This is a genomic window from Oceanobacillus chungangensis (assembly GCF_003369565.1).
Classification (GTDB): domain Bacteria; phylum Bacillota; class Bacilli; order Bacillales; family Amphibacillaceae; genus Oceanobacillus; species Oceanobacillus chungangensis.
On the sequence record NZ_PIOD01000006.1, the window covers coordinates 197,367 to 210,742 of the forward strand.

The window sequence follows — 13,376 nt, forward strand, 5'->3', positions numbered from 1 at the left end:
TTGATTTATGGTATAGTTAGGTGTAATATATATCTACAAGCTACGATGTACGTATTTAATTAAGTTTTAACCTCTAATGAATGTATAGGGAGTTTTACATCGGAATTGGAATGTTGGGCCGCCAAAGCAGCGGAAGACAGGAAGGTTTCTGCGAACACCCACTTTGCGAAGTGGTGGTTTAAAACTTTTTATTATCATAATACGGCACCCGTGGCCTGTACTACATATTATATTTAAACCAGCTTCTATATTGGGGCTGGTTTTTTGCTGTTATTAAAGACTTCTATTTAAACCTATAAGCAAATCACCAGAAATCAGATTTGAAAATGTTATTATTTTTATCTGGTGAATTGGGATATGATTGAATTAAAGAGGAGGGGTAATATGGTTTTCCAGTTTGAATCAATTGACCATGTACAGTTAGCAGCGCCAGTAGGAAGTGAGGAAACAGCCCGTGAATTTTATCGAGGGTTATTAGGGTTTCAAGAAGTCCAAAAGCCGGCTTCGCTTCAAAAGAATGGTGGAGTTTGGTTCCAAGCAGGACAGATTCAGCTTCACATTGGCATTGATGAGCCGTTTGATCCTGCGAAGAAGGCGCATCCAGCATTTCGTGTGAAAAATTTGCAAGAGTTGAAGCTATATTTAAGCACAAAAGGTGTAAAATACACTGAAGATGACAAACTCCCCAACGCAAGTAGAATTTATATCAATGATCCATTTGGAAACCGACTTGAATTCTTAGAATGGCAAAATTGATAGTGATTTAACAAGCTTCTCTAACATTAATGAAGACATCATCATGAATGAACACAATCTAATTTTATTGTAATTATTTGAATGTTTTATTTTTAATTCTATTCATTGAAAATAAAACATTCCGTGCTATACTATAAACATTCAAATTGAATAATATTTTCATATAATCGCAGGGATATGGCCTGCAAGTTTCTACCGGTTTACCTTAAATGAGCCGACTATGAGAAGCAACGGAATGATTGGATTTTTTCTATTATAAATAGGAAAATTCTTTCGTTTTATTTCGAATTTTAAGTCTCGAAACATTGCTCCCCTCATGGTATGAATGGAGAACGTTTATGGGGCTTTTTTATTGTCCCTAAGCGTAGAAAGGGGAAAAGCATGAATTTATTACAACAGAAGATTATCACAGAAGGACAAGTATTATCGGATTCTATCCTAAAGGTTGATTCCTTTTTGAATCACCAAATTGATCCACAATTAATGAAATATATTGGAGAGGAATTTGCTGGTCTTTTTGCAGAGGCAGGGATTACCAAGATTCTAACGATTGAATCTTCAGGTATTGCACCATCTGTTATGGCAGGATTAAGTTTAGGGGTTCCGGTCGTATTTGCTAGAAAGCGAAAATCACTTACATTAGTTGATCAGTTGTATTCTTCGAAGGTCTATTCCTTCACTAAAAATGAAACCAATGAAATATCCATAGCAAATTCCTATATTACATCCGATGATGTCGTGCTTGTGATTGACGATTTCCTTGCGAATGGACAGGCTGCACTAGGGTTAATTGATATTGTTGAGCAAGCGGGAGCAACGGCAGCAGGAGTTGGAATCGTCATTGAAAAAGGTTTTCAAAATGGCGGCAATCTAATTCGCGAGCGTGGCATACGTGTAGAATCATTAGCGATTATCGACTCACTTTCAGACGGAATAGTGACATTTAAAGGGGAGAATTCTAGATGAAAACAGCAGCACTAGGACTTCAACATGTATTCGCAATGTATGCAGGTGCAATTCTCGTTCCACTAATAGTTGGTGATGCATTAGGACTTACAGCAGAGCAATTAACGTATCTAGTTGCAATCGATATTTTCATGTGCGGGATTGCAACACTTTTACAAGTTGTTAGTAACCGATTTTTTGGAATAGGCTTGCCGGTTATACTTGGATGTACGTTTACCGCAGTTGGTCCAATGATTGCGATTGGTGGACAGTACGGAATTTCTGCAATATACGGTGCGATTATCGCATCTGGTATATTCATTGTTGTTATTGCTGCTTTTTTTGGCAAGCTTGTTCGATTTTTCCCGCCAATTGTAACTGGTACAGTTGTTACAACGATCGGAATTACATTAATACCTGTTGCAATAAATAATTTAGGTGGTGGACAAGGTGCGAGTGATTTCGGTTCATTAACTAATATTTCATTAGGCTTTGGTACATTAATCTTTATCGTTCTGATATACCGATTTTCAAAAGGATTTATGCGATCGATTTCTATTTTACTTGGCCTTGTTTCTGGAACGATTGCGGCAACCTTCATGGGTAAAGTACACTTTGATGCGGTAGCAGATGCATCGTATTTCCATATGATTCAACCGTTTTATTTTGGAACTCCGACATTCGAATGGTCTGCAATTATTACGATGATTTTAGTAGCAATGGTGTCACTTGTTGAATCAACAGGTGTATATTTTGCAGTAAGTGATATAACCGAAAAGAAATTGATGGAAAATGACTTAGTTAAAGGTTATCGTGCAGAAGGACTTGCCATATTATTTGGTGGAATTTTTAATGCCTTTCAATACACTGCATTTTCACAAAATGTCGGTTTAATGCAAATGAGTGGAGTTAAATCACGTAAAGTAATTTTTGTTGCAGCATTCATGTTAATTGGGTTAGGGTTAGTACCGAAAATTGCTGCTTTAACAACAATTATTCCGACATCTGTATTAGGTGGGGCAATGGTTGCCATGTTCGGAATGGTTATCTCACAAGGAATTAAAATGTTAAGCAGTGAGATTTCTAAATCACCAGGTAACTCAATGATTATCGCGTGTTCTGTTGGAATGGGGCTTGGTGTAACAGTTGTTCCCGAGTTATTCGTACAATTACCACAAAGCATTCAAATTTTGACAAGTAACGGAATTGTTGCAGGAAGTGTAACTGCAATCACCTTGAATATCGTATTTAATATGATACCTTCTAAAAAGCCTGTTCCTCTATTGAAAGAGAAACAAGCATAGACACCAAAAGGCTCAGATTTATTCTGAGCTCTTTTGGTATATAAGGGAAAATACAGAAATATTGGAGAAAGAAGCTGATATCCGCAGCAAACACGCTAAAATCTGCTGCATCGACACCTTATCAGTGACCTTCTTAGTTGTTGCTCAAAATATCCTCTATGATGTTTAATTCATCCTTAGATAAATTAATGTCGCTTGCTTGAACGTTTTCACGTATGCGTTCTTTTCGTTTGCCACCAGGAATAACTGCATCAACACCATCTTGTGCAAGCAACCAAGCTAGTGCGAGGTTAGGAAGAGATGTTTCTTTTTGGTTAGCAAATTCTTTTAATTTGTCGACCGTTTTAATTGCTTGCTGGAATTGCTCGCCTTGGAATAAAGGGAGTGATTGGCGCCAATCTAGTGAATCCAATGTAGACTCTTTTGTGAACGTACCACTAAGTAATCCAAATGATAATGGACCATAAGGTATAAAGGAAATGTTATTTTCTACACAATATGGTAATAATTCTGTTTCAGCTGAACGATCTAACATATTATAAGGGGATTGTAAGACAGAAATATCACCATTCTTGTTAGCCTCTTTTAATTGGTCAAGCGAAACATTTGAAATCCCAATTGCACGAATTTTTCCTTCTTCTTTTAAACGAACTAGTTCCCCAATTGATTCGGCAAACGATGTTTCCCCGTCTGGGAAGTGTAAATAATACAAGTCCAAATAATCTAATTGCAATCTTTGTAAACTTTTTTCAACTGCTTCTCGTAAATATTCTGGTCGGTTATCTGTCTTTACAGTGCCATCCTCATACCAATGCTGCGCACCCTTTGTTGCTATTACAACGTCATCCCGATTAAATTCTTTTACAACTTCACCGACTAACTCTTCAGAACGTCCAAGACCATAAATATCTGCAGTATCAATAAAGTTTACTCCTAAGTTTAGCGCTTCTCTTACAAAGGCTTTCCCATCTGCTTCATTTAAGTTTTGAAATAGATTATGTCCACCAACTGCATTTGTTCCAAGACCTATAGTTGAAACTTCTATATTTGATTTTTTTAATGCTGTATATTTCATGTTTTTACCTCCTTAAATTAAATTAGCCTAATCTTAATTCTTCAAAATCAAATGAACAAATTTCGCGGAATGAGTTTCATATAGTGAAACTCAATTTGTTAATTTTGAGACAAAAAAGTAAAACAACTATAATATTAAGAGACTGAGGTGATTAAATGGCACAAAATGAAGTATCGACACTTAAAAAAGGGCTTCTTGTTTTAGAATTAGTAAAGCGAAGTAAAGGCATTACGTTAAGGCAAGTAATGGATGAACTGAGCTTAAGCAAATCTACAGCATTTCGATTACTAACAACGTTAGAAGAAATGGATTATGTATATAAAATTCAAACACAATATTTAATAAATCATAAAATGTTTCTCGACAGCTTTGAAAAACATTCAGAAATGGAATGGGCTTCATTACGTTCGATATATCAATTAGCCAAAAAATTACAAATGAGTACCTATATAGGAAAAGTTGATGGAACCGATCTTGTCATGACGCAAGTATTACATTCTCCATTTCAAGAGTCAGCAGACGAAGAAATCGGAAACCGTTCAAAACTACATCAATCCGCTTTAGGAAAAGTTATCCTAGCTAATTTAGATGAAGAATCGTTAGAATCCATACTAGATAAATTGTCACTGGAACGTGCAACAAAAAATACTTTCCAAGACTCACAATTATTTCGCTATCATTTAAAAGCCATAGGTCAAGAAGGCTATGCATTCGATGATGAAGAGAGGATAGTTGGAATCCGTTGCTTAGCAGTTCCAGTGTTTCGCAACCAGGAAGTAGTTGCAGCCTTAGCGATAGCAGCACCAGCTGTACAAATTTCGCGGGGCAATATCAAGCAGATTATTTCAAAATTAAATACAGGAAGCAAAGCCATTACAAAAGAAATAGAAACTATAGTCAATATAAAATAAATTAATGAAATAACAATTATCGGAGGATATTATGAAAAGTAATAATACAGCTTTATTTCAGGATTATACATTTAAAAGTGGTGTTCGCGTAAAAAATCGTCTGATGATGGCACCAATGACTACATTTTCTGCAGATGGGAATGATTATGTCTCACAAGAAGAACTTGAATATTACCAAAAGCGTGCAAAAGGCGTAGGGACGATCATTACGGCTTGTGCATATGTATCTATGAATGGAAAGGGATTTGATGGTCAAATGGGAATTGACCATGACGGTACAATTAGTGGTTTATCAAAGCTTGCGGAAGTCATTCACGCTGGTGGAGCAAAAGGAATTGTTCAGATTTATCATGGTGGTCGTTTAGCAGTGCCAAGACTTATACCGAATGGTGCAACAGTAAGTGCTAGTGCAGTAGCTCCACTTGGAGACCGTGGATTTTATAGTGTGCAGCAAACACCAGAAGCTTTAACAACTGAAGAAGTATATGAAATAATAAACGACTTTGGGGAAGCAACACGTCGTGCAATTGAAGCAGGGTTTGACGGAGTAGAATTGCACGGTGCAACAGGGTATTTACTTCAACAGTTTGTTTCACCACATTCTAACCAACGAACTGATGAGTTTCAAAATCGCTATTTATTTGCAATAAAACTAATAGATGAAGTGAAGCGTGTTATTAAAAAACATGCAACAAAACCGTTTTTAATCGGCTATCGCTTTTCACCGGAAGAACCTGAAACACCAGGAATCACGATGAAAGAGACTTTTGGGTTACTAGATGAATTAATTAAAGCGGATATCGACTATATTCATATCGCGACAACGAATGCTTGGGCTAAGCCACGTAGAGGAATTGAAAGTGAAAAATCACGTACAGAATTAATTGCAGAATACATCAATCAGCGTGTACCAGTCATTGGTGTTGGCAGTATTCATACACCTGATGATGCAGCTCTTGTAATGAAGGAAGGAAAAACAGACTTTGTCGCACTTGGAAGAGCGCTTGTCGTTGATCCAGATTGGGTTGAAAAGACTCAACAAAATGAAGAAGACACGATTCGTCATGAATTAACCTTCGATGACCAACATAAAGCGGTTATTCCAACACCATTATGGAAATTAATTTTAGAGGTAGAGGGATGGTTTCAGGTTGTAAGATAGGGATAACCTTTATCAATCTACAGTACCTATTCAGAGATAGTTTTAAATGCTTTGAGTGATAAGCAATCTAATTGTCCTAGGTTATGAATGGAAGAGCGAAAAAATGAGCTCTTCCATTTTTTTATGCGAAAATTTTCTTGTCCAATAGTAATTCCATCACTAACTCGCCATCAATTACTTCATCTGTCATGGCAAAGCCTGACTTTTCATAGAATGTTATTGCACCATTATTTTCAGGTACGACAGATAGACGAATACGGTCACAGTCATCGTGCTTAGCCTGTAACTCGATTATTTCCTGCATTGCTTGTCTTCCATAACCTTTACCTTGAAATTTCTCACCTATCATAAAACGGGTGATCCAATGTTTATCAACTGAATTATATTCCAGTGCAGCTAGTCCTACTACTGTATTCTTATCATAAATAGCATAAGGGACAAGTGTTTTATCTACATATGACTGTGCAATCGTAAATACATTACTCGCTACAAATGATTTTTGACTTTCGGCAACTTCAAGATTTATACATTCGAAAAAATTATCATTTGTTACAGCTTTAATCTCGATATTGTTAGGCATCAATCTTCCCCGTTTCTTTCATATTATTAGTCGTTATTTAGATAAACTACGAACTTGGCGCAGTGTTGATTTCCACTGCGGACAGTCGCTTTCCGCGGGCAACGCTTCAGCTCCTTCGGAAGAAGACCACTTCCGATGGGTCTTCAGCCGTTGCTTTTCCCGCAGGAGTCTCCTGTCCTCCGCTACAATCAACGGCCTATGACAGTGGAATTGCCCTCTCGTCATTTATCATAGTTAGAAAGATGACAGCAATTGCAAAATCCCAGCGTAGAAAATACACGAAGACTCCTGTAGGGGGAAGGGCCTAGGTGAGACTTCGAAGTGCATCAGCACAAGAAGGCTCACCAGCCCCCCGCGGAAAGCGAAGTGTATTTTCGGAGCGAACAGCCCGTGAGGGATTCCTATCTCAAGGTTAGTTCGTAATTTATATCAACTATTCAACATCATACACATACTACTTCGTTTACATTATACAGGTAATTTCGAATTTGTGGAATAATAAAATATTATATATATGGGCATTTAGGGAGGGTTATTGTGAAGAGGAAAATTATTATCGTCGCGATTGTTGTTATTATCGTATTGTTATTTGCGTTAATTTTTGCAGTGAATTATTTTTACGGAGAGAGTGTAAAACGAGGGGTAGAGGTAGAATTATATAGTGGGGATAAGATTGTTGAGGATGTAGCAATTGAGGATAAAGTGATCTTAGAAGAAGCACAGCAGTGGTTCGCTAATCAGGAGTTGCAACAAGTAGAGCAAGTCTCTAATGATGGTTTGCTCTTAAAATCGATATTTCTAGAAAATGTAAAATCAACAGGGAAAGCGGTTATTCTTGCACATGGCTACCGTGAACAAAGTGAAAATATGGGGGACTTTGCTAAATTTTATTATGATCAAGGATTCGATATTTTGATTCCAGACGCTCGTGGTCATGGAAAGAGTGAGGGTGAATATGTTGGTTATGGGTGGCATGATCGCTTGGATTATTTAAAGTGGATTGATTTGTTAATAAACGACTATCAAGCGGATAAAATCATTTTGCATGGAAAGTCTATGGGAGCTTCTCTAGTTCTAATGACTAGTGGTGAAGAACTTCCAAATGAAGTGAAGGCTATTATTGCCGATAGTGGATATACAACGGTGAAAGAGGAATTAAGCTACCAGCTCCAGCATTTATACAACCTGCCCTCATTTCCTTTATTGGATTTGACAAGTCTCATGACAAAAATAAGGGCCGGCTATTCTTTCGAGGAGGCGTCCGCGATTGAACAGGTGAAACATAATACTCGTCCCCTATTCATCATTCATGGAGAAGAGGATGAACTTGTTCCAACCGAAATGGCAAATCGACTTTATAATACAGCTAACGGTGAAAAAGAACTTTGGATTGTCCCTAAAGCTGGTCATACAAAAGCACACACGATGGCCACGTCTGAGTATGAGGAACGATTGTTACAGTTTATCAAAACAGCATCAAAAGAGTAACAATCAATTATCAGATGTTAATCGCTGAACCGCAGACACAGTTTTTCTATTTCCTAATGAAGAGACAACACTATGCAAAATCATGGTAATAATGACGAGCCCGATTCCAGCAAACGAAAGAAGACTTGGAAGTGGAGCACTTAGTATAAGTATTTCGCCAATCAATGCAAAAACAACCTCACCTGATTGGGTCGCCACCACCCCGGCTAATTTTTGCGTATTGTTCCGGACGATTTCGGTGGCATAGAAGAACAGAGCTGTTGCGATGACGCCAGATGAAACAGCGACAATAAATGTTTGGATTAGTTGATTTACACTTGGTAAACCATGTGCGCTCACTCCATAAATGGAAAGTATCATCCAAAACGGCAAGGAAGCTATCGTCATCCCAAGAATTCTTTGAAACGTATTTAATTCACTACCCACCAATTCCATCATTTTTCGGTTACCGAGTGGATAGGCAAATGCAGTAATAATTAAGGGAATTACACAAAGTATCACATTCATAATGGGGACGGATGATGCGTGTTCGAACTGCATGATAAATACGCCAGCGAGAATAATTAACGAAATAAATACACTTTGCATAGGAATACGTTGTTTGTTTCCTTTATTTAGAAATGGTACGAGTAATGATCCAGCAATAATCGTAATTTGAAATGTTGCAGCGACAAGCCAATCCGGTCCATAAATGGATGCAAATGTAAGTGGTGCATAGAATAATCCAAACCCAACAGTACTCCAAATAAGCCAAGGAATTGGCTTGTTTTTCATATGTAAAATGACTGGCATGACATTTCGTTTATACCCGACAATAATGAATAGTATTGGGAGCATAAAAATGTAGCGAAGTGAAGCACTCCATACCCAACTTCCACCCTCTAATACCATTGATCGATTTAGCACAAACGTTACAGAAAAGAATAATGCTCCTAAAATACCAATAAGAATTGCTTTCATCAAAAACACCTCTGATTTTTAAAGGTAATATATTGATATTGAGTATTCTAAATATACATTATTTTTTGTGGAAGCATATAAATTGTTAGAAACTTTATTTGCAAAGAGGGTATAGTTAATGGATAATGACGTCATTATTGCAAATATTGCAGGATTTTCGTGATTCATGAAGAATATATTAATGAAGCAGTTACTTTACAATTACGGGAAGCTTAGAATTGATTTTGATTAAATAAGGAAGTGTTCAAGTATGGAAACTTTACCAAATTGGTTCTGGATTATGTATTCTATCTTTCTTTTTGTATCTTTAATTACCGGATTGATAGGATTGGTTAGACAATGGAAAAGTACACTTTCCGCTTTTACTATTGCGTTGTCATTACTTGCGCCTTTAGTCAGCTTTGTCTATTCGATTCAGCGGTCAAATAGTATAACAGCACTTGAATATTTGATAGCACAATTGAAAATAGGAGATTTGTGGGCGATATTCATTACAGTTATCTTTTTATGTTTAATTACTTGGAATCTATTTATATTATCCTACTTTATTATGAAATTGTCGCGAAACCAATCAGTTAAGGAAAAGCTGTCGATGATGAAAGGGAAGCTATTAAGGCTTATGAAAAAGCTACCATTTAGTAAGCATGAAGAGGATGTAAAATCTGAAGGTGTAAAAAGTGAAAGTAAGTAAAATGTGGAGTAAAAAGAGGTGTACAATGAAAATATCACAACTGCAACATGAAAAACTAACGGACGAACAAATGACAGCATTGCTTTACAAGAATATAAAAGATGATTTGGAAAAAGGCGATTGTATTTTTGTTCTAGGGAGCAGTAAGGCTGTGGAATATCGATTGCCAAAAGCAGTTCAATTGTATAAAGAGGGACGGGCAAAGAAACTCTTGTTTTCTGGTGGAGTCGTCTGGGAGAAAGGCGGTTTAACAGAGGCAGAGCTTTTACGAGAAAAAGCGATGGAATTAGGGATACCAAAAGAAGATATTTTAATCGAGAAAGAATCAAAGCATACGAAGGAAAATGCCCTTGCGTCTTTATTAGTACTTGACCGAGCATTTGGTCTTCACAATATAAATAGGTTGCTCGTAGTAACGACAACCTATCATATGAGAAGGACTCATCTTACACTCAGAACCTATATGCCAGCTTGGATTAAGTATTCTTTATGTGCAGTAAATGATCGAACGACAAGAGAAGAAAATTGGTTTCAAACTCCATATGGTAGAGAACGAGTGGAAAAGGAGACTAGTAAAATTATCCATTATGTAAAATTAGGCAGCTTGGTTGACGAAGAGATGGAGCTGCCTAAAAACTAAATGTTTATTTGGGAGATTAATATTTATGGACAAAATTTAAAAGTATCAATTCACTGCAGAAATTAAGTCTCGTCACAATATGGATGCCGCGTGTATTGAATTCCGTTTAATGTAGAGGAAGTGTTTGGGACAAACGGACAAGTTAAGGTAAGAGCGTACTTTGATGGCTTTGAATACAGAGAATCACTAGTAAATATGGACTATCTCATCATTATAACGGAAATGTGAAAAAATAAGAAAAGCGTTAATAAGCAATTTTTAAAAAGGAGTTACCATTTTGACTAAAAAAATTAACGAGGTATTTGATAGCTTAGCAACAACATACGAGCAGAATATAGATAAAGATAGTCCTTATAACTCCGAATATGAAAGACCCGCCATGGTAAACAGCATCACAGGAAATTTATATGGGAAATCGGTACTCGATGCTGGTTGCGCTGCTGGGTGGTACTCAGAATATTTATCTAATCAAGGGGCAATGGTTACAGGCATAGATATTAGTAATAAAATGATAGAAGCTGCGAAAAGAAGAATTGGAGATAAGGTGAATTTTCTTTAGTAGTTAAGATAGTATAAAAACTTTCTTACTACATAAGTGCAACTAAGGCTGTCACAGAAAGGCATGGTGACAACCAAGTTTTCTAATCATGATCTACAAGAGAAATTACCGTTTGAAGCAAATAAATTTGATCTGATCATTAGCTCTTTAACGATGCATTATATAAAGGAGTGGGGAAATACTTTCTTTGAATTTAATCGTGTATTGAAGCCTGGAGGAACCTTGCTATTTTCCGTGCACCATCCTTTCATGGAATTTCACAAATTCGATAGTGAAGAATACTTCAAAAAAGAGCTAATTACAGATACATGGAAAAAGCCTAATCTAACAGTAGATGTTCATTTCTATAGAAGACCGCTTCAAGATATTATGATAGACACAGTGCGTTACTTCAGCATTGACAAAATAATCGAACCACTACCCCAGGAACAGATGAAACTTAAATATCCTAAACAGTATCATTATTTAATGTCAAATCCCCATTTTTAATTGTAAAAGCTAAATCGCGAAAATAAATATCGCTGACGATTAAGATGTAAATTAAATTTACTCAAATCTAAATATAAGAAGTGAAATAATGGAAGTCTGTATTTTCTTCCAGATTATAGCAAGAGGATCACAAGCATGTATTATTTATGAAAATAAATATGTATGCTGTTTTTAAGTAGGTAAGAAACTATCACGACTTTCTCACTACATAAGTGCAACTAAGGCTGTCACCTAAAAACTTGGTGACAACCAAGTTTTCTAAAATAAATTTCCAATCAATAAAGGTCATGTGCTCGTTGTTTCGAAAAGACATTTTCCAGAATTCACGGAGGTTGATCAAGTGAGTTTCAGTGAAGTCATCCTTACAGCACAAAAAGTAGCAACCGCGCTTGAAACATTATTTCTTGCCGATGGGATAACAATTATGTAGAATAGCTGGATATTTAAGGATTTGGAGCATTATCATATGCACATTGTGCCAAGGTTTATGAACGATAGATTTGCTTGGGTCGAACCAGAGGTAAATGTTAGTGTTAATGAATTCATGGAATTGGCAGCAAGCTTACTAGATGTTTTAAATTGAGATTACTAAATAAATGGAACTCGGGAACAAGCTGGAGGAGTTGTATTGAAATCTAATTTTGTGCTCAAACTTATATTGTTTATTGCTATCAGTTTAAGTATTATGTTTCTAGGTTTTGTTCTAATCGTATTAATGATATTTTCAGGCGAAATAAAGTTTTATCCGAGCTTTATTGCAATTATGGTTGCAGGGATTATTTTCTTTATTAGTAATTGGATCTTCCATTTTTTTAGTTCTAAAGTATGGAAGATTAGTGCGTTCGTATTTCTTATATTATGTATCGTTGCGGTGATTGTTTTTGAGCAAATCGATGCCTACCATAGTAGTTTTGAAACAATGGAGGATCAGGAAGCAGATCTATATCTATATCAGCCATTCACAAATGAATCCTCTCTAGCTACCCTAGAAAATCCTGCCACTTTCAAGATGGGGGGTGAGCTATTAGTATTAGACGGTGCAACAGCATTGTATCCATTATATGCAGCCTTTGCACAAGCTACATATCCAGAAAAGGAATATGATATGTATATGAGTGAAGTGATGGTGAGCACAACACCAGATGCTTATCAGAACTTAATCCATGGTGTTGCAGATATTATTTTTGTAGCTGGTCCATCAGTCCAGCAACTAGAAGATGCGAAAGCACAAGGGGTCGAGCTCGAAATGACTCCAATAGGCAGAGAGGCATTTGTGTTTTTCGTAAATGCGGGGAATCCTGTTGAAGGACTTTCAGTTCAACAGATACAAGACATTTATTCTGGTGAAGTGAAAAATTGGAATGAGCTAGGTGGCAAGAATGAAAAAATCCGAGCCTTTCAGCGTCCTGAGGATAGTGGAAGTCAAACAGCTCTTGTAAACTTAATGGGAAGAACGCCAATTGTCAAAGCTCCAAGAGAAGATGTTGTCAGTGGTATGGGTGGTATTATTGAACAAACTGCTAACTATCGTAATTATCCAAATGCAATTGGTTACTCTTTTCGCTACTTTTCCATGGAAATGGTCCAGAATGATGCGATTCGTCATTTAGAGATAGATGGTGTTTTCCCAAGTGAAGAAACTATCCGGAATGGCACGTATCCACTAGCTTCCGAATTTTACGCCATTACTGCTGGCAGCGATAATCCGAATATCGAACCTTTTTTACAATGGATTTTATCACCACAGGGACAATCTCTTGTTGAGAAAACAGGATATGTGCCGATTAATAATATAGAATAAATAAATATAATCCAC

Annotated in this window: 14 protein-coding genes, 1 other RNA gene, 1 pseudogene and 1 riboswitch; of the genes and pseudogenes, 13 read left to right on the forward strand and 3 right to left on the reverse strand. The window is 36.6% G+C overall.

Features of this window, described 5'->3' with window-relative positions:
• The first annotated feature begins 34 nt into the window (after positions 1-34).
• From ssrS to CWR45_RS07065, 4 genes are all read left to right on the forward strand, one after another.
• A non-coding RNA gene (gene ssrS, locus CWR45_RS07050) (6S RNA) lies at positions 35-221 on the forward strand.
• Between the two features lie 163 nt (positions 222-384).
• Positions 385-756 (forward strand): VOC family protein, encoded by a 372-nt coding sequence (locus CWR45_RS07055; RefSeq protein WP_115749158.1) that lies wholly within the window; start codon positions 385-387, stop codon positions 754-756.
• 139 nt (positions 757-895) lie between these two features.
• Positions 896-997, forward strand: a riboswitch (purine riboswitch).
• 140 nt (positions 998-1,137) lie between these two features.
• The gene (locus CWR45_RS07060; protein ID WP_115749159.1) at positions 1,138-1,722 is read left to right on the forward strand and encodes a xanthine phosphoribosyltransferase; all 585 of its coding nucleotides are present in this window, start codon (positions 1,138-1,140) and stop codon (positions 1,720-1,722) included.
• Complete coding sequence (locus tag CWR45_RS07065) at positions 1,719-3,005, forward strand: nucleobase:cation symporter-2 family protein (RefSeq protein WP_115749160.1); 1,287 nt, start codon at positions 1,719-1,721, stop codon at positions 3,003-3,005. Before CWR45_RS07060 ends, CWR45_RS07065 begins: the two co-directional genes overlap by 4 nt.
• A 133-nt stretch (positions 3,006-3,138) precedes the next feature.
• Here the strand turns inward: CWR45_RS07065 and CWR45_RS07070 are convergent, their stop codons facing one another.
• A complete protein-coding gene (locus CWR45_RS07070; RefSeq protein ID WP_115749161.1) occupies positions 3,139-4,080 on the reverse strand; it encodes an aldo/keto reductase in 942 nt (313 codons plus the stop codon).
• A 155-nt stretch (positions 4,081-4,235) separates the two neighbouring features.
• Between CWR45_RS07070 and CWR45_RS07075 the strand changes: the two genes are divergently transcribed.
• On the forward strand, positions 4,236-4,991 hold the full coding sequence (locus tag CWR45_RS07075; protein WP_115749162.1) for an IclR family transcriptional regulator: 756 nt from the start codon (positions 4,236-4,238) through the stop codon (positions 4,989-4,991).
• Positions 4,992-5,022: 31 nt separating this feature from the next.
• Positions 5,023-6,153 carry an NADH-dependent flavin oxidoreductase gene (locus CWR45_RS07080; protein WP_115749163.1) on the forward strand — a complete coding sequence of 377 codons (1,131 nt, stop codon included), beginning with the start codon at positions 5,023-5,025 and terminating at the stop codon, positions 6,151-6,153.
• 121 nt (positions 6,154-6,274) lie between these two features.
• Here the strand turns inward: CWR45_RS07080 and CWR45_RS07085 are convergent, their stop codons facing one another.
• Positions 6,275-6,733: a GNAT family N-acetyltransferase gene (locus CWR45_RS07085; RefSeq protein WP_115749164.1), complete on the reverse strand. Its 459-nt coding sequence runs from the start codon at positions 6,731-6,733 to the stop codon at positions 6,275-6,277.
• Between the two features lie 537 nt (positions 6,734-7,270).
• Between CWR45_RS07085 and CWR45_RS07090 the strand changes: the two genes are divergently transcribed.
• Positions 7,271-8,221, forward strand: coding sequence for an alpha/beta hydrolase (locus tag CWR45_RS07090; protein WP_211315944.1), 951 nt, complete (start codon positions 7,271-7,273; stop codon positions 8,219-8,221).
• Positions 8,222-8,224: 3 nt separating this feature from the next.
• Here CWR45_RS07090 and CWR45_RS07095 read toward each other — a convergent pair whose 3' ends face one another.
• Positions 8,225-9,181: a DMT family transporter gene (locus CWR45_RS07095; RefSeq protein ID WP_115749166.1), complete on the reverse strand. Its 957-nt coding sequence runs from the start codon at positions 9,179-9,181 to the stop codon at positions 8,225-8,227.
• 250 nt (positions 9,182-9,431) lie between these two features.
• On the opposite strand from CWR45_RS07095, the gene CWR45_RS07100 reads away from it, so the two are divergent.
• From CWR45_RS07100 to CWR45_RS07125, 6 genes and pseudogenes are all read left to right on the forward strand, one after another.
• Positions 9,432-9,872, forward strand: coding sequence for a hypothetical protein (locus CWR45_RS07100; protein WP_115749167.1), 441 nt, complete (start codon positions 9,432-9,434; stop codon positions 9,870-9,872).
• 25 nt (positions 9,873-9,897) lie between these two features.
• Positions 9,898-10,512 carry a YdcF family protein gene (locus CWR45_RS07105; RefSeq protein ID WP_115749168.1) on the forward strand — a complete coding sequence of 205 codons (615 nt, stop codon included), beginning with the start codon at positions 9,898-9,900 and terminating at the stop codon, positions 10,510-10,512.
• 99 nt (positions 10,513-10,611) lie between these two features.
• Positions 10,612-10,740 (forward strand): DUF1905 domain-containing protein, encoded by a 129-nt coding sequence (locus CWR45_RS20470; RefSeq protein WP_115749169.1) that lies wholly within the window; start codon positions 10,612-10,614, stop codon positions 10,738-10,740.
• A gap of 49 nt (positions 10,741-10,789) precedes the next feature.
• A pseudogene (locus CWR45_RS07115) lies at positions 10,790-11,560 on the forward strand (class I SAM-dependent methyltransferase).
• Positions 11,561-11,834: 274 nt separating this feature from the next.
• Positions 11,835-11,990, forward strand: coding sequence for an HIT family protein (locus CWR45_RS20110; protein WP_281271845.1), 156 nt, complete (start codon positions 11,835-11,837; stop codon positions 11,988-11,990).
• A gap of 198 nt (positions 11,991-12,188) precedes the next feature.
• The gene (locus CWR45_RS07125) at positions 12,189-13,361 is read left to right on the forward strand and encodes a PstS family phosphate ABC transporter substrate-binding protein (RefSeq protein ID WP_245975372.1); all 1,173 of its coding nucleotides are present in this window, start codon (positions 12,189-12,191) and stop codon (positions 13,359-13,361) included.
• Positions 13,362-13,376: the final 15 nt, after the last annotated feature.